General features: G+C 48.1%; 23 protein-coding genes. 17 read left to right on the forward strand and 6 right to left on the reverse strand.

Annotated features, from left to right (window positions below; all coding sequences use genetic code 11):
* Nucleotides 1-3: 3 nt before the first annotated feature.
* From PSI9734_RS11810 to PSI9734_RS11830, 5 genes are read right to left on the reverse strand one after another with little or no spacing between them, the layout of a single operon-like run.
* The gene (locus tag PSI9734_RS11810; protein ID WP_173921332.1) at nt 4-273 is read right to left on the reverse strand and encodes a K+/H+ antiporter subunit F; all 270 of its coding nucleotides are present in this window, start codon (nt 271-273) and stop codon (nt 4-6) included.
* The gene (locus PSI9734_RS11815) at nt 267-755 is read right to left on the reverse strand and encodes a Na+/H+ antiporter subunit E (RefSeq protein ID WP_173921333.1); all 489 of its coding nucleotides are present in this window, start codon (nt 753-755) and stop codon (nt 267-269) included. The genes PSI9734_RS11810 and PSI9734_RS11815 overlap by 7 nt, the downstream gene beginning before the upstream one ends.
* The gene (locus PSI9734_RS11820; protein WP_173921334.1) at nt 748-2,265 is read right to left on the reverse strand and encodes a monovalent cation/H+ antiporter subunit D; all 1,518 of its coding nucleotides are present in this window, start codon (nt 2,263-2,265) and stop codon (nt 748-750) included. Before PSI9734_RS11820 ends, PSI9734_RS11815 begins: the two co-directional genes overlap by 8 nt.
* The gene (locus PSI9734_RS11825; RefSeq protein ID WP_173921335.1) at nt 2,265-2,609 is read right to left on the reverse strand and encodes a Na+/H+ antiporter subunit C; all 345 of its coding nucleotides are present in this window, start codon (nt 2,607-2,609) and stop codon (nt 2,265-2,267) included. The genes PSI9734_RS11820 and PSI9734_RS11825 overlap by 1 nt, the downstream gene beginning before the upstream one ends.
* Nucleotides 2,609-5,398, reverse strand: a complete 2,790-nt coding sequence (locus PSI9734_RS11830; protein ID WP_173921336.1) for a monovalent cation/H+ antiporter subunit A — start codon at nt 5,396-5,398, stop codon at nt 2,609-2,611. The genes PSI9734_RS11825 and PSI9734_RS11830 overlap by 1 nt, the downstream gene beginning before the upstream one ends.
* 490 nt (nt 5,399-5,888) lie before the next feature.
* On the opposite strand from PSI9734_RS11830, the gene rplN reads away from it, so the two are divergent.
* The 17 genes from rplN to rplQ all read left to right on the forward strand — a co-directional run bounded on the left by rplN (nt 5,889) and on the right by rplQ (nt 14,403).
* Nucleotides 5,889-6,257 (forward strand): 50S ribosomal protein L14, encoded by a 369-nt coding sequence (rplN, locus tag PSI9734_RS11835; protein WP_173921337.1) that lies wholly within the window; start codon nt 5,889-5,891, stop codon nt 6,255-6,257.
* Nucleotides 6,258-6,267: 10 nt separating this feature from the next.
* Nucleotides 6,268-6,582, forward strand: a complete 315-nt coding sequence (gene rplX / locus PSI9734_RS11840) for a 50S ribosomal protein L24 (RefSeq protein ID WP_173921338.1) — start codon at nt 6,268-6,270, stop codon at nt 6,580-6,582.
* A gap of 21 nt (nt 6,583-6,603) precedes the next feature.
* Complete coding sequence (gene rplE, locus PSI9734_RS11845) at nt 6,604-7,143, forward strand: 50S ribosomal protein L5 (protein ID WP_173921339.1); 540 nt, start codon at nt 6,604-6,606, stop codon at nt 7,141-7,143.
* Between the two features lie 11 nt (nt 7,144-7,154).
* Nucleotides 7,155-7,460, forward strand: a complete 306-nt coding sequence (rpsN, locus tag PSI9734_RS11850; protein ID WP_173921340.1) for a 30S ribosomal protein S14 — start codon at nt 7,155-7,157, stop codon at nt 7,458-7,460.
* Nucleotides 7,461-7,486: 26 nt separating this feature from the next.
* Nucleotides 7,487-7,879 (forward strand): 30S ribosomal protein S8, encoded by a 393-nt coding sequence (gene rpsH, locus PSI9734_RS11855; RefSeq protein WP_173921341.1) that lies wholly within the window; start codon nt 7,487-7,489, stop codon nt 7,877-7,879.
* A 14-nt stretch (nt 7,880-7,893) separates the two neighbouring features.
* The gene (rplF, locus tag PSI9734_RS11860; protein WP_173921342.1) at nt 7,894-8,427 is read left to right on the forward strand and encodes a 50S ribosomal protein L6; all 534 of its coding nucleotides are present in this window, start codon (nt 7,894-7,896) and stop codon (nt 8,425-8,427) included.
* A 9-nt stretch (nt 8,428-8,436) separates the two neighbouring features.
* Complete coding sequence (gene rplR, locus PSI9734_RS11865) at nt 8,437-8,790, forward strand: 50S ribosomal protein L18 (RefSeq protein ID WP_173921343.1); 354 nt, start codon at nt 8,437-8,439, stop codon at nt 8,788-8,790.
* A 9-nt stretch (nt 8,791-8,799) separates the two neighbouring features.
* The gene (gene rpsE / locus PSI9734_RS11870) at nt 8,800-9,306 is read left to right on the forward strand and encodes a 30S ribosomal protein S5 (protein WP_173921344.1); all 507 of its coding nucleotides are present in this window, start codon (nt 8,800-8,802) and stop codon (nt 9,304-9,306) included.
* 6 nt (nt 9,307-9,312) lie between these two features.
* Nucleotides 9,313-9,495 carry a 50S ribosomal protein L30 gene (rpmD, locus tag PSI9734_RS11875; protein WP_173921345.1) on the forward strand — a complete coding sequence of 61 codons (183 nt, stop codon included), beginning with the start codon at nt 9,313-9,315 and terminating at the stop codon, nt 9,493-9,495.
* Between the two features lie 4 nt (nt 9,496-9,499).
* On the forward strand, nt 9,500-9,934 hold the full coding sequence (gene rplO, locus PSI9734_RS11880; protein WP_173921346.1) for a 50S ribosomal protein L15: 435 nt from the start codon (nt 9,500-9,502) through the stop codon (nt 9,932-9,934).
* Nucleotides 9,935-9,939: 5 nt separating this feature from the next.
* A complete protein-coding gene (secY, locus tag PSI9734_RS11885) occupies nt 9,940-11,268 on the forward strand; it encodes a preprotein translocase subunit SecY (RefSeq protein WP_173921347.1) in 1,329 nt (442 codons plus the stop codon).
* A 25-nt stretch (nt 11,269-11,293) separates the two neighbouring features.
* Nucleotides 11,294-11,407 (forward strand): 50S ribosomal protein L36, encoded by a 114-nt coding sequence (rpmJ, locus tag PSI9734_RS11890; protein WP_055439830.1) that lies wholly within the window; start codon nt 11,294-11,296, stop codon nt 11,405-11,407.
* A 132-nt stretch (nt 11,408-11,539) separates the two neighbouring features.
* Nucleotides 11,540-11,896: a 30S ribosomal protein S13 gene (gene rpsM, locus PSI9734_RS11895; protein WP_173921348.1), complete on the forward strand. Its 357-nt coding sequence runs from the start codon at nt 11,540-11,542 to the stop codon at nt 11,894-11,896.
* A gap of 11 nt (nt 11,897-11,907) precedes the next feature.
* Entirely contained in the window at nt 11,908-12,297 is a 390-nt protein-coding gene (gene rpsK / locus PSI9734_RS11900) for a 30S ribosomal protein S11 (RefSeq protein WP_173921349.1), read from the forward strand.
* Nucleotides 12,298-12,327: 30 nt separating this feature from the next.
* On the forward strand, nt 12,328-12,948 hold the full coding sequence (gene rpsD, locus PSI9734_RS11905) for a 30S ribosomal protein S4 (RefSeq protein ID WP_173921350.1): 621 nt from the start codon (nt 12,328-12,330) through the stop codon (nt 12,946-12,948).
* Nucleotides 12,949-12,973: 25 nt separating this feature from the next.
* Nucleotides 12,974-13,963 (forward strand): DNA-directed RNA polymerase subunit alpha, encoded by a 990-nt coding sequence (locus PSI9734_RS11910; RefSeq protein ID WP_173921351.1) that lies wholly within the window; start codon nt 12,974-12,976, stop codon nt 13,961-13,963.
* A gap of 38 nt (nt 13,964-14,001) precedes the next feature.
* Complete coding sequence (rplQ, locus tag PSI9734_RS11915; protein WP_173921352.1) at nt 14,002-14,403, forward strand: 50S ribosomal protein L17; 402 nt, start codon at nt 14,002-14,004, stop codon at nt 14,401-14,403.
* Between the two features lie 80 nt (nt 14,404-14,483).
* Here the strand turns inward: rplQ and PSI9734_RS11920 are convergent, their stop codons facing one another.
* On the reverse strand, nt 14,484-15,290 hold the full coding sequence (locus PSI9734_RS11920) for a hypothetical protein (protein ID WP_173921353.1): 807 nt from the start codon (nt 15,288-15,290) through the stop codon (nt 14,484-14,486).
* Between the last annotated feature and the right edge of the window lie 330 nt (nt 15,291-15,620).

Consider the following 15,620-nt stretch of genomic DNA (forward strand, 5'->3'; position numbering starts at 1 on the left):
TCCTTACTCGATGATGTCGCCGCGCAACAAGAATTTAGCCGCTGCCACCGTGCCAATGAAGCCAAGCATTGCAATTAACAGCGCCGCTTCAAAGTAAGCCATGGTATTGTGCCAAATGCCAAGCAATAGCAGTAAAGCGAGTGAATTAATATAAATGGTGTCCAAGGCTAAAATTCGGTCAGGCAAATGCGGGCCGCGGATGAGCCGAAGAATATTCATCAGCAATGATAAACCGAAGAGTCCAAATGCAAACTGCAGTGCATATACTAACATTGGAAGATCTCCTTTAAACGACGCTCATAGCGTTGCTTTATTTGTTGCACCGTGGCTTCGGGGTCTTGCACATTTAAGGCGTGAATTAACAGGCTGCGTCCATCGCGACCGAGTTCAGCTGATATCGTACCCGGCGTTAAACTAATGGTGCTCGCCAAAATGGTGATCGGCACCGAGCCGGTTAAGTCTAACGGAAACTCAATGAGTGCGGGCTGTATACGTTTACGCGGCATCAGAATAATAAGCGCAATGTCTAAGTTAGACACCACAATATCAACCAATAAGATCAGGAAGTACTGCACGGCCAGCAAAGGGCGGTGCAAGGTGGTCGGGTAGTCGCGCGCCCGCAGGGTGTACAACGGAATCAAAATAGCCAAAATGAGCCCAAGTAATGAGGTCCCAACCGAGACGTCATTTTGCAGCAGCAACCAAAAGCACAGTAAGAAAGCACTCCACCAAGGAGCAGGAATAAGCTTAGTCATCACTACCTCCTGTGGGCAAAACCGAAGAAATATAGTCTGTGGGTGTCGCAAGCTGCTGGGCAACGGCGTTGGTGTAATCAGAAATCGGACTGGCAAATACCGTGATCCCTACCGCTCCTACCAACAGCAATATGACGGATGTATGTTGCCATTTGGGGTGGGTATTCTCATTAGGTTTCCCGTCAAAAGTATGCCAGAACATGCGACTACCTGCTCGAGAAAGTGCGATCAGCATGAGAAATGTTGCCCCCAGAATAAGTGGCCATAGCCATGCAACCTGAGCGCCGGTTCGGGCGGCCTCTAAGATAAAGAGTTTACTAACGAAACCTGATAACGGCGGAATACCAATCACAGTTATAGATGCTAGGAAGAAAAGTCCGCCCAGTAAATTGTGCTGGGCCATTTTTCTACCTTTAACGATTCGTGATGCGGTTTTGCCACGCTGTTCGGCGATAAGATCCGCTAGCAAAAACAACGCGGCGGTAACGAGTGTGGAATGCACTAAATAAAATAGCATTGAGCCGATCGCATCACTGTGACCAAGGCTCATTGTCGTCAACATAGTGCCCACCGAGACCAATACCAGATAGGCTATCACCAGTCGTAAGTCTCGACTGCCCAGCACCCCTAGCGCACCGACTAAGATAGTGAACAGCCCCAACCACCATAGCCAACCTTGGGCTAGATTTTCGGCTTCACCGGCATCGGCACCGAAGATCATGGTGAAAACACGAATAATTGCGTAAATACCAACCTTGGTCATGATGGCAAACAAAGCTGCCACGGTTCCTGTGGTACTTGCGTATGCTTGTGGCAGCCAGAAGTAGAGCGGTAAAAGTGCTGCTTTTAAAGCGAACACAACGAAAAGTAGCATTGCGCCAGCTCTTGCGATAGCAGCATCGTCGCCTTGCAGTAAAGCAACCTTACCGGCCATGTCGGCCATGTTTAGGGTGCCAGTAATACCGTAAAGCACCCCGAGACTAATCAGGAACAGTGCTGAACCCGTTAAATTAAGAACCACATAATGCAAGGTGGCCCGAAGCTTGAGCTTGCCGCCGCCGTGCATTAGTAGCGCATAGCTTGATATCAGTAATATCTCGAAGAAAACAAACAGGTTAAATAAGTCGCCGGTCAGGAACGCGCCCATAATACCGAGCACTTGGAACTGATACAGAGCTTGGAAGTGAGAGCCTAAATTATCCTCGCCATGGCATGCGAAAATTAGTACCGGAAGTGCCAACACCGCTGTTAGTAGTACCATTAATGCCGACAGTTTATCAGCGACCAAGACGATGCCATAAGGCGCTTGCCAGCTGCCCAAGGCGTACACGAGAATTTCATCTTGGACGCTGATAACCAGCAATACCGCCAAAATTAGCGTCAGTGACGATGCCACCAAACCGATAATACGACGATAGAACTGTGGGTTTTCTCCCCAGGGCAGCAACTGCAACAGCGCGGCAAAAAGTGGAACTAAGATGGGCAGAATAACTAAATGGTTCGCTAGCATTACCGCTGTCCCTCTTGCTCGGCGTAATTGGTGTCATTCACTTCATCAGAGCCGATTTCACCACGCACCCGTACCGCTAAAATAATCGAGTAGGCGGTCATCGCGAAACCGATAACTATCGCGGTAAGTACCAATGCTTGTGGCAGCGGGTCGGTACTGGTTTCGCCGACGCCGATAAGCGGTAACTCGTTAATTGCTAAGCGGCCAGTTGAAAATAAAAACAGGTTTACTGCATACGACAACATCGTTAAGCCAATCACGATTGGAAAAGAACGTCCGCGTAAAATTAGAAACACGCTGCATGCGGTTAAAGTACCGACGGTAATGGCGTACAAAGTTTCCATTAATAGCCCTCCTGACGTGGACGGTGACGGGTCGTCATTTGCCCGAAATTAGCTAATATCATCAGCGTCGCTCCAATGACCGTTAAGTAAACACCTAAGTCAAAAAGTATTGCTGTTGCCAGCTCGAATTCACCGATCAATGGCCAATGCACATGGGTGAAGGCTGAGGTGAGGAAGTTATGGTCGAATAGCCAACTGCCGACGCCGGTAAAGAGTGCGATCATCACACCGACTGAGGTTAGTGTTTGATAGTTGTAATCAAAGCGCGACTTCACCCAATCGACACCGTTTGCAATATACTGCAGAATCATCGCTGCCGCGGTGACTAAGCCTGCAATAAAGCCGCCACCTGGTAGATTGTGGCCGCGTAGGAAGATGTAAAACGAGACCATGAGCGCAAGAGGCAGTATGGCTTGAGCAACGGTTTGCACCATCAGCGGGTGCTTGATGCGATGCCATGGCCGGCCATCAACGTCGCTGGATGGCATAAATGGCCGTAAGTTATTAAGTAACTTATGAATTCCCGCAGCGGCGATGGCCAGTACTGTGATTTCACCTAAGGTATCAAAGCCGCGGAAGTCGACCAAAATGACGTTAACGACGTTGCTGCCGCCGCCACCTGAAACTGCATTTGCTAAGAAGAAATCGGAAATACTATTCAGTGGCCGAGTTAGCAGGGCGTAGTTCAACGTGCCGACAATACCGCCAATGGTACCGGCTAGCAAAACATCGCGCGCAACCCGTCGACCACTCGACGCTCGTGGAATTCTTTGCGGCATAAAAAACAATGCGAGTATCATTAAGATAATACTGACAGCCTCAACCACCAACTGCGTCATGGCTAAGTCGGGTGCCGAAAAATGAATAAATACTAATGAAACCACTAACCCGACGACTGACAACATCATTAACGACGTCAGCCGCTGGCGATGAAGCATTGCCGTTGCTAGGGCGGCAAGCATTAACACAATGGCGCCAATTAGGCTGATGGCATCGACTGGCAGTTGTGGTCGCCCACCGGTCAAGCCGCGAATCGCTGTGAGCTCGGGTATGACGAGTACCAACGTGAGTACTAACAATAACGCGATATAGCGCTGTAGTGACCCATTCTCAATGCGCTGCATCAGCTCATCACAAAAACGTGTGGTCGCACTAACAATGGTGGCGAACACTTCTTTGGCGTCGTGAGGGTCAAATTGACGACTAAAGGTAAGTAGCTCAGAGCGGCCTATGTAAATAACCAGACCGCCAATAAGAGCGAGCGCACTCATCAACAGCGGCATGTTGAAACCATGCCAAATAGCGATATCCAGCACCGGAACTGATTGCGTGACCGCCGCTACTGCCGGCGTCAATAGATCTGACGCGATAAGCATAGGTGCGATGCCTATGGCTAAGCACAGCGTCGCAAAAATAATCACTGGAACCCGCATCATGAACGGTGGTTCATGTGGTTGTTTAGGTAAATCGTGAGTCGGTTCCTGGAAAAACACATCGTGCACGAAGCGCACCGAGTAAGCTACGGATAGCATTGCCCCTAAGGTGGCTAACACCGGTACAAACCACGAAAGTCCGCCGAACAAATCTTGCTGATAAGCTTCCGCAAAAAACATTTCTTTTGATAAGAAGCCATTAAAGAACGGTATTCCGGCCATGGATGCCGCTGTGATCACCGCCAGCACCATGGTAAAAGGCATTGCCTTCCGCAGCCCGCTTAATTTGCGCATGTCGCGACAACCCGTTTCATGATCAATAATGCCGGCGATCATGAATAGACCGGCTTTAAATGTCGCATGGTTTAAAATATGAAATAGGGCGGCGATGACCGCTCCTGTGCTGCCAAGCCCTAAGAGCATGGTTATCAGCCCTAAGTGGCTGACGGTCGAAAAGGCAAGTAATCCTTTGAGGTCGGTCTTTAGCAATGCAAAGTAGGCACCAAACAGCATGGTCGCGAGACCAGTCAGCGTGACGATAGTAAACCACTCGGTGGTGCCACCCAACACAGGAAGCAGTCGCGCCATCAAGAAGATACCAGCTTTGACCATGGTCGCTGAGTGTAAGTATGCACTTACTGGGGTTGGCGCTGCCATGGCATGTGGTAGCCAAAACTGAAATGGAAACTGGGCTGATTTGGTAAAGGCGCCGATCAGTACCAATATTAATGCTGGTAGATAGAGTTCGTGGCCTCGTATGGTGTCGGCAGCGGCAAATACAGCATCAAGCTGATAACTGCCAACGATGTTGCCGATCAGTAATAGGCCGGCAAGCAACGCAAGACCTCCGGCACCAGTAATGGCCAAGGCCATGCGAGCGCCACGGCGTGCATTACTTTGATGGAACCAGTAGCCGATCAGCAAAAATGAAGAAATACTTGTCAGCTCCCAGAAGAACCACATTAAGATCAAGTTATCGGCGGTGACGATACCTAACATTGACCCCATAAATAGCAGCAAGCAGGAGAAAAAACGTGGTGCACTGTCTTCAGTGCTCAGGTAATAGTGCGCGTAAATAATGACCAAGATGCCGATAATTAAAATTAACCCGGCAAAAAGTAACGCTAAACCATCCAGTCTAAAGCCAATATGTAGCCCAAGCTGAGGGAGCCATTCGGCAAAAAAGTAAGCGGTTTCTCCAGCAAATACGGCGGGCGACGCCATCACTAAGAAGGTTAAACTCACAGCTGCGACCAGCGCGGTGGCAACGGTGACTTGAACGCGTGAACGCCCAGCTAGTAGTAGCGGAAGAATAGCCCCTAGAAACGGCAAGAACACGATTGCTGCTAAATTCATTTCACCTCGTCACCTTGTGATAATAGGAGTGATTTATCAATTAAATCGGTCCAACGACTTTGAATTTACCACTTCGTTCAGTCGCTTGCCAAATGATTCGGTCGCAGGCAAAAGTGCATTTAACCGAATAAAAGAATTTCCCGAGCTCATAAATAAGTATAGCTAGCCGAAAGTTTTTAATGGTTGTGCGCACAGTTTTTTGATAGACTTAGTCTGTCTCGGAGCTAATTCATTTAGCTATCGCTCATGCGACCGAAACCCCTTCTAAGAAAATCCGAACAAGTACTATCATCTGTATTTTTTATCTGTTACAATTCGCCGCCCTTTTTATAAGGGAAAAATCTTTTATTCTCTATTGTTTGTTGAATTGTTTGCTAGCATCTTTTCGTGAAGAAAAGTTGCAAAGAAAATGGTAAAGCAAGTTCTCGTGAATAAAGGGACGGACAACGACCCGAGAGGGTCTGTTTAATTAATCAAGCGGAGCACTGCAATGATCCAAATGCAAACTACACTGGAAGTGGCCGATAACTCGGGCGCACGCAGCGTACAATGTATTAAGGTTCTGGGTGGCTCGCACCGCCGTTACGCGAATATCGGCGACATCATTAAAGTTTCTGTTAAAGAAGCGATTCCTCGCGGTAAAGTGAAGAAAGGTGATGTTGTTAACGCGGTGGTCGTTCGCACCAGAAAAGGCGTCCGTCGTCAAGACGGGTCAGTCATCCGTTTTGACCGCAACGCGGCTGTGTTGTTGAATAGCAACCAACAGCCTATTGGCACTCGTATCTTTGGACCAGTGACTCGTGAATTGCGCTCTGAGCAATTTATGAAGATTGTTTCTCTGGCACCAGAAGTACTGTAAGGAGTCAGTTATGGCGGCAAAAATAAAACGTGATGACGAAGTAGTAGTCCTGGCAGGTAAAGACAAAGGCAAGCGTGGTAAAGTGCTGAAAGTCGACACCGCTAAAAACCGTGTTTTCGTTGAAGGCGTAAACATTGTCAAGAAACACCAGAAGCCAAACCCGGCTTTAGGCGTTGCTGGCGGTGTGATTGAGCAAGAAGCCTCAGTCGACGTTTCTAACGTAGCGGTTTATAACCCAGAGACTGGTAAAGCAGATCGTGTTGGATTTAAATTTGAAGACGGCAAAAAAGTTCGTTTCTTCAAGTCTAACAACGCAATCATTTAATTTTTAATTTGGAGTTTTACGATGGCGAAACTGCATGATTTTTACAAAGAATCGGTAGTTCCTGAACTGGTTAAACAGTTCGGCTACAACAGCGTCATGCAAGTCCCTCGGATTGAAAAAATCACCCTAAACATGGGTGTTGGTGAAGCTCTGGCTGACAAAAAGATTCTCGACAACGCTGCGGCAGACCTGGAAGCAATTTCTGGTCAACGCCCAATTAAAACCGTTGCTCGTAAATCTGTCGCTGGCTTCAAAATCCGTGAAGGCTACCCAATTGGCTGTAAAGTGACTCTGCGTGGCGAACGTATGTGGGACTTTTTGCAACGTTTAATTACGATTGCTATCCCGCGTGTTCGCGATTTCCGTGGTTTAAACCCGAAATCATTCGACGGACGTGGAAACTATAGTATGGGTGTGCGTGAGCAAATCATTTTCCCTGAAATCGACTACGACAAAGTTGACCGGGTACGTGGTTTGGATATCACTATCACTACAACTGCTGGCAATGATGACGAAGCTCACGCTTTGCTGTCTGCCTTTAGCTTCCCGTTCAAGAAGTAAGGTGTAGAGTTATGGCTAAAGAAGCAATGAAAATGCGTGAGCTCAAGCGTGAAAAGCTTGCAGCGAAATACGCAGAGAAACGCATCGCACTTAAAAATGTGATCAGCGATCCGAGTACTTCGGACGAAGAGCGTTGGGAAGCCGTGCTAAAATTGCAAAGTCTTCCTCGTGATTCGAGCCCAAGCCGTCAGCGTAACCGCTGTCGAGTAACGGGCCGCCCACACGGTTTCTTACGTAAGTTCGGCATGAGCCGAATCAAAGTACGTGAGAAAGCTATGCGCGGTGAAATTCCTGGCTTGAAAAAAGCTAGCTGGTAAGCCACGAGTCACGGGAGAAAGCAAATATGAGCATGCAAGATCCAATTGCGGATATGTTCACTCGCATCCGCAACGCTCAGGGTGCTAACAAAGTTGCCGTGCGCATGCCTGCTTCTAAACAGAAAGTGGCGATTGCCCAAGTTCTTAAAGAAGAAGGTTATATCACGGATTTCGGCGTGTCAGGTGAAGTGAAAACTGAACTTGAAGTAACGTTGAAGTACTTTGAAGGTAACCCTGTTATCGAATCAATTGAGCGCGTAAGTCGCCCTGGTCTGCGTATCTATAAGAAACGCAACGAACTACCTAAAGTAATGGGTGGTTTAGGTGTGGCTGTCGTCTCAACTTCTAAAGGCCTGATGACCGACCGTGCCGCTCGCAATGCGGGTCTTGGCGGTGAAGTTATCGGTTACGTAGCGTAACGAGGAGTTAGGAAATGTCACGAGTTGCTAAAGCACCGATTGCCATTCCTGCTGGCGTTGAAGTTACGCTAAATGGTCAGGAAGTGACAATTAAAGGTGCCAAAGGCTCTATGAGCCGTGTAGTTAACAGCGCTGTTGAACTTGTTCAAGAAGACAGTGTGTTGCGTACCGTTCCTCGCGAAGGCGTTGCTAATGCAACTGCTCAAGCAGGTACAGCACGTGCGTTACTACAAAACATGGTGGTTGGTGTTGCGCAAGGTTTTGAGCGCAAGCTGCAGTTAGTAGGTGTTGGTTACCGGGCAAATACTGCCGGTTCAAAACTAAACCTAACACTGGGCTTCTCTCATCCTGTTGCCTTCGATATTCCGGAAGGAATTACTATCGAAGTCCCAACACAAACTGAAGTAGTCGTTAAGGGTGTAGACAAGCAGTTAGTTGGCCAAGTTGCCGCTAACATTCGCGCGTACCGTAAGCCTGAGCCTTACAAAGGTAAGGGTGTACGTTATGCCGATGAGCAAGTACGCCGTAAAGAAGCCAAGAAAAAGTAAGGTAAGACGATGGACAAGAAAACAGCTCGCTTACGTCGCGCGACTCGCGCCCGTAAGAAAATGCTTGAGTTGGGTGCAAACCGCCTGGTCGTTCACCGTACACCACGGCATATTTACGCACAGCTCATTGCACCGAACGGTTCTGAAGTACTAGCAACAGCATCAACTGTTGAAAAGTCTGTACGTGACGCGGTTAACACAACCGGTAACGTCGATGCAGCAAAAACAGTTGGTAAGCTGATCGCTGAACGAGCGATGGAAAAAGGCGTTAAGAACGTCGCTTTCGATCGCAGTGGTTTCCGTTATCACGGACGTGTCGCCGCATTGGCTGACGCTGCTCGTGAAGCTGGACTTCAGTTCTAGGAGACGAACATGGCAAATGCAAATGTAGAAGCTCAACAAAGTGACCTGCAAGAAAAGCTGATCACAGTAAATCGTGTAGCGAAGGTTGTTAAAGGTGGTCGCATCTTTAGCTTCACTGCACTCACTGTGGTTGGTGATGGTCAGGGTAAAGTTGGTTTCGGTTATGGTAAAGCACGTGAAGTTCCTGCTGCTATTCAAAAAGCAATGGAAAAAGCACGTCGCAACATGGTAACCGTGCAGCTGAAAGGTGAAACCTTACAGCACCCTGTTAAAGGCCGTCATTCAGGTTCACAGGTATTCATGCAACCAGCATCTGAAGGTACAGGTATCATCGCCGGTGGTGCGATGCGTGCAGTACTCGAAGTAGCCGGTGTGCACAACGTGCTGTCAAAAGCATATGGTTCAACCAACCCAATCAACGTTGTACGTGCCACTATCAAGGCACTTCACGATATGAAGTCGCCTGAGCAAGTTGCGGCTAAGCGTGGATTGCGCGTTGAAGACATTTTGGGGTAGTGAACAATGGCGAATAAGACAATTAAAGTAACACAGACGCGTAGCTCAATCGGTCGTTTACCGAAGCATAAAGCTACTCTACGTGGTCTTGGTCTGCGCCGCATTGGTCACACGGTCGAGCTGGAAAATACTCCAGCCGTCCGCGGCATGGTGAACCAAGTCACTTACATGGTAAAGGTGGAGGACTAATACGATGTTCTTGAACTCAATCTCCCCTGCACCTGGTGCTAAAACCAGCAAGAAGCGTCTCGGACGTGGTATTGGCTCAGGCTTAGGAAAAACTGGTGGACGTGGTCATAAAGGCCAGAAGTCGCGTTCAGGCGGCTCAGTGAAACCAGGTTTCGAAGGCGGTCAAATGCCAATTCAACGTCGCTTACCGAAGTTCGGTTTTACTTCACGCAAGTCATACGTGACTGCAGAAGTTAACCTAGCTGAGATTGCGAAAGTTGCTGGCGATACTGTAAACATGGCGAGCTTGAAAGAAGCTGGTTTGATTCGCAATGACATCTTGCATGTTAAAGTGATCAAATCAGGCGAACTCAGCCGTGCTGTTTCAGTACAAGGCATTAAGGTCACCAAAGGCGCCCGCGAAGCTATTGAAGCTGCTGGCGGCAAAATCGAAGGATAGAGCAAATGGCTAAACCAGGATTGGAATCTAACAGAGCTCAAGGCGGCACCTCGGAACTTAAACGACGTTTGCTGTTTGTACTCGGCGCGTTAATCGTGTTCCGTGCAGGCTCCTTTGTGCCTATTCCTGGTATTGATGCCGCTGTATTGGCTCAATTGTTTGATCAGCAAAGAGATACCATCGTTGCCATGTTTAACATGTTCAGCGGTGGTGCTCTCGAACGTGCATCGGTATTCGCTTTGGGTATCATGCCGTACATCACTGCCTCGATTATTATGCAGTTAGCGTCGGTGGTTCACCCACGTTTAGCTGAGCTTAAGAAAGAGGGAGAGGCTGGTCGACGTAAGATTAGTCAATACACGCGTTGGGGTACGTTAGTACTCGCGACGTTCCAATCGATTGGTATTGCTACTGGCTTACCAAGTCTGATGCCTGGGTTGGTAATTGACCCAAGCTTCGGATTCTACTTCACAGCGGTTGTGAGCTTGGTCACAGGAACAATGTTCTTGATGTGGCTAGGTGAGCAAATCACTGAGCGTGGGATTGGTAACGGTATCTCTATTCTTATTTTCACCGGTATTGTAGCGGGCCTACCGTCGGCCATTGGTCAGACGGCAGAGCAAGCACGTCAGGGTGATTTACACTTATTGTTGTTATTGTTGATCGGTGTCATCGTATTCGCAGTGACGTATTTTGTTGTGTTTGTCGAGCGCGGCCAACGCCGCATTGTGGTAAACTACGCAAAACGTCAGCAAGGCCGTAAGGTTTTTGCAGCGCAGAGTACACACTTGCCATTGAAAGTTAATATGGCCGGTGTTATTCCACCGATTTTTGCATCGAGTATTATTTTGTTCCCAAGCACTATCGCAACTTGGTTCGGCCAAGGCGAGGGTATGGTTGCAAACTTCTTACAGGAAGTGTCGTTGACTTTGTCACCGGGACAACCCTTGTACGTAATGCTTTATGCAGCGGCAATTATCTTCTTCTGTTTCTTCTACACCGCGTTGGTATTTAACCCTCGCGAGACAGCAGATAACTTGAAGAAGTCGGGAGCGTTTATCCCTGGTATTCGTCCAGGTGAACAAACCTCGCGTTACATCGATAAAGTAATGACCCGCTTGACTCTTGCGGGCGCGTTGTACATTACCTTTGTCTGTTTGGTTCCTGAGTTCATGATGATTGCATGGAACGTTCAGTTCTACTTTGGCGGTACATCATTATTGATTATCGTTGTAGTTATTATGGACTTTATGGCGCAGGTCCAAACTCATCTGATGTCTCATCAGTATGACTCGGTCCTCAAAAAAGCTAACCTAAAAGGCTTCGGCCGCTAAGGTTGGATAATTACGGAGTGTAGCAATGAAAGTTCGTGCTTCCGTGAAGAAAATCTGCCGTAACTGCAAAGTTATTAAGCGCAACGGTGTTGTGCGTGTAATTTGCAGTGACCCTAAGCACAAGCAACGGCAAGGTTAATTCGATGAAGAAGACCGCGGCCTCGAAGAAGTATTCGTGGCTGCGGCTTTGATATGTTTGCAATCTGGCGACTGGTTGAGTATCCTAACGGGCTTTTCAACTGGTCACCCATAAATATAAGGAGACGTGTTAGTGGCCCGTATCGCTGGCATTAACGTTCCTGACAATAAGCATGCAGTCATTGCCCTGACTGCGATTTATGGTATTGGTCGTACCCGATCACAGCATATCCTTGCTGCGGTTGGCATCGAAGAAAATACTACGATCGGCTCTTTGTCAGAAGAAAAACTGGATCTACTTCGCGAAGCAGTAGGGAAGTTCGCTGTTGAAGGCGACCTACGTCGTGAAGTATCGATGAATATTAAACGCTTGATGGATCTCGGATGTTTCCGTGGCCTTCGTCATCGTCGTGGCTTGCCTCTACGTGGACAGCGCACTAAAACTAATGCGCGCACCCGTAAAGGTCCGCGTAAACCTATTAAGAAGTAAGGAGTTGAGACATGGCTAAACAACCAACTCGTACTCGTAAGCGCGTTAAAAAACAAGTCGCAGATGGTATGGCTCACGTCCATGCATCTTTCAATAACACCATTGTGACCATTACTGACCGTCAAGGTAATGCGTTGGCATGGGCAACTGCAGGTGGTTCAGGTTTCCGTGGTTCACGTAAATCTACCCCGTTTGCTGCACAGGTTGCTGCTGAACGCGCAGGAGAAATGGCGAAGGAATATGGGTTGAAAAACCTAGAAGTGTTCGTAAAGGGCCCAGGTCCTGGTCGCGAATCATCAATTCGCGCATTGAACGCTGTAGGTTATCGCATCACGAACATTACTGATGTGACACCTATTCCTCACAACGGTTGTCGTCCGCCTAAGAAACGTCGCGTTTAGTAGGCGCCACACGATAGTTGGAGAAAGATCATGGCTAGATATTTGGGTCCAAAACTCAAACTGAGTCGTCGCGAAGGAACAGACTTGTTCCTTAAGAGCGGCGTACGCGCGATCGATACGAAATGTAAACTCGAGAGCGCTCCGGGTCAGCACGGTGCACGTCGTGGCCGTTTGTCTGATTACGGTTTACAGTTACGTGAAAAGCAAAAAGTACGTCGTATGTACGGTGTATTAGAAAAGCAATTCCGTAACTATTACAAAGAAGCTGCCCGTATTAAGGGCAACACTGGTGAGAACCTGCTGCAATTGCTTGAGCAACGTTTAGATAACGTCGTTTACCGCATGGGATTCGCGTCAACGCGTGCTGAAGCCCGTCAGTTGGTCAGCCACAAAGCAGTGGTAGTGAATGGCCAAGTTGTCAACATTCCGTCGTTCAAAGTTCGTCCGGAAGATGTTGTGTCCGTTCGCGAAAAAGCGAAAAAGCAGGCGCGCATCGCTGCTGCATTGGATCTCGCAGAACAGCGTGAGAAGCCAGTGTGGGTAGAAGTAGACGGGAACAAACTGGAAGGTCAGTTTAAACGACTGCCAGAGCGTTCGGACTTGTCTGCCGAAATTAACGAACAGTTGATCGTAGAGCTTTACTCTAAGTAAAGCTTAAGCATAAAGAGAGGACACAATGCAGGGTTCTGTTACCGAATTCCTTAAGCCAAGGCTAGTCGACATTGAACAAATTAGCCCGACTCACGCAAAAGTGACGTTGGAGCCTCTTGAGCGTGGCTTTGGTCACACGCTGGGCAACGCGTTGCGCCGTATTTTACTTTCGTCTATGCCTGGAGTGGCTGTGACTGAAGTTAAAATTGAAGGTGTTCAACACGAATACAGCAGCAAAGAGGGTGTTCAGGAAGATGTCATCGAAATTCTGCTGAACCTCAAAGGTCTAGCAGTTACCATGGAAGGTAAAGATGAAGCGATTCTGACCTTGAAAAAATCTGGAGCGGGCCCTGTCAAGGCTGGCGATATCACCCATGATGGAGATATCGAGATTGTTAACCCTGACCACCTCATCTGTACTTTAACAGGTGATACTGAGATTGAGATGTCAATCCAAGTAGAACGTGGTCGTGGTTATGTACCAGCTTCGGCACGTCAGTCTGCTGACGATGAAGAGCGTCCGATCGGTCTTCTACTCGTCGACGCTTCTTTCAGTCCAGTTGAACGCATTGCGTACAACGTTGATTCAGCTCGTGTTGAGCAACGTACTGACTTGGACAAACTGGTTATCGACATGGAAACGAATGGCACTCTGGATCCAGAGGAAGCTATTCGCCGTGCAGCAACAATTATGGCTGAGCAGTTAGAAGCCTTCGTTGAGCTACGCGACATGAGCGAGCCGGAAGAGAAAGAAGAGAAACCGGAATTCGATCCGATTTTATTACGTCCGGTAGACGATTTGGAATTAACTGTGCGTTCTGCGAACTGTTTGAAAGCAGAAGCTATTCAGTACATTGGTGACTTAGTGCAGCGTACTGAGGTTGAGTTGTTGAAGACTCCTAACCTTGGTAAGAAATCGCTGACTGAGATCAAGGACGTACTTGCGTCACGTGGTTTGTCTTTGGGCATGCGCCTAGAGAATTGGCCGCCAGCAAGTCTCGTTGATCGCGACTAAGGCATCTTTTACAGAGATTTACTGAGAAGGGTATAAGTATGCGCCATCGTAAAAGTGGTCGTCAACTCAACCGCAACAGCAGCCATCGCAAAGCGATGTTCAGCAACATGGCAAGCTCACTTGTGCGTCACGAAGTGATCAAAACGACACTTCCAAAAGCAAAAGAACTGCGCCGTGTTATTGAGCCGCTGATCACTTTAGCGAAGCAAGATAGCGTTGCGAATCGCCGTTTGGCTTTCGCTCGCACTCGCGATAAAGATGTGGTTGGTAAGTTGTTCAATGAATTGGGCCCGCGTTATGAAGAACGCGCTGGTGGTTACACTCGTATTATGAAGTGTGGCTTCCGCGCCGGAGACAACGCGCCAATGGCTTATGTTGAGCTAGTTGACCGTCCAGAAGTTGAAGCTACTGAAGCTGAAGAAGTTGCAGTAGTAGAGTAAGTTCTCCTAGTGAGATAGTAAAAAGCCGCTCATTGAGCGGCTTTTTTTGTTTGAAGGACACAGTAGCAAGTGTCGTTCGGTTAATTTGTGGAAGCTTTTACGGCTGTTGCAAGCTCTTGGTCATTGATGCCATGGCGCGCAGCTAAAACTTCCAGCTCTTCGTAGTTCATTCCAGCACGGTAGGCGCCACGAATCACCGAGATAGCCTCTTGTTTCCCTGCTGCCGGGTTGGCATCGGCGTTGCTACCGCCAATCAGAGAGATCAAGTCATTGAGTGAGCTGACCAAGTAATCGCCAACGGCCGGCAACATACTCAAGGTCGCATGCACAATACCTTCGACTTGCTCAGGTTGAGAGGTACTCGCCGACTGCATTACGCTATCTGCCATTTCAGGCTCAATGCGAATCGCAACGCGTACTAACTCTTCCACTTGGGTTGGGTTGACACGACTTGCTTCGGCAACAATTTGATCAGCGTAGGCAGGTTCAGCTTCTACCGCGATACGTACTAGTTCGGTTGCAGGTGCGATATCTAAATGCATGGCGACCGCCATGATGTCATGGGTGAAACCTGGTTCTGCATCGATGGCCGCTTTAATAATGTGTTCGTAATTCTTTGGGTAGCGTTCGAATGCGGCATGTAAAATGGGTTCGACATGCTGTGGGTAGTTACTCATAAGTACACGAACCGTACGAGTCACCGAAAAATTACGCTTGGTATAATAGCGAAACATACGGAGATAGGTATTAACGAGTCGTTCATTATCTTCGTCTACTGAGTAACCCACTCGCTCAGTTGGTGAGATACTATCTTGTATCGCCATTGCCGAAGCACTAAGCGGAAAGAGTAAGCTAGTCGCGATAATAAGCGCTGTTGTTGTTCTCATCTGTTGCGCACCTTTATTATTTTAATCTTTGTTTAGTTGCTCTGAGCTGGAATAAGCTGCGTTGCAGCGCGCTCAGTTTTCGTACATTAGCAACCATTGTAGACAATAGATAGGTAAAAATCGTTCAATTTGATTAAAAAAAAAGCAGTCAGAACTTTTTTCGCAAAAAGATCTTGCACCGGCGGCCATGATCCTTATAATTCGCCGCCGTTGTCACCGAGGCTTAGGCCACAGCGACAGTAGCCAGCAGCGCGATGCGCTTGCAAAAAAAAGATCGAAAAGGATCTTGACGCTGGCACCGGATAGCGTAGAATACGCTTCCCGCTTCAA

This window comes from Pseudidiomarina piscicola (genome assembly GCF_902806985.1).
GTDB classification, from domain to species: domain Bacteria; phylum Pseudomonadota; class Gammaproteobacteria; order Enterobacterales; family Alteromonadaceae; genus Pseudidiomarina; species Pseudidiomarina piscicola.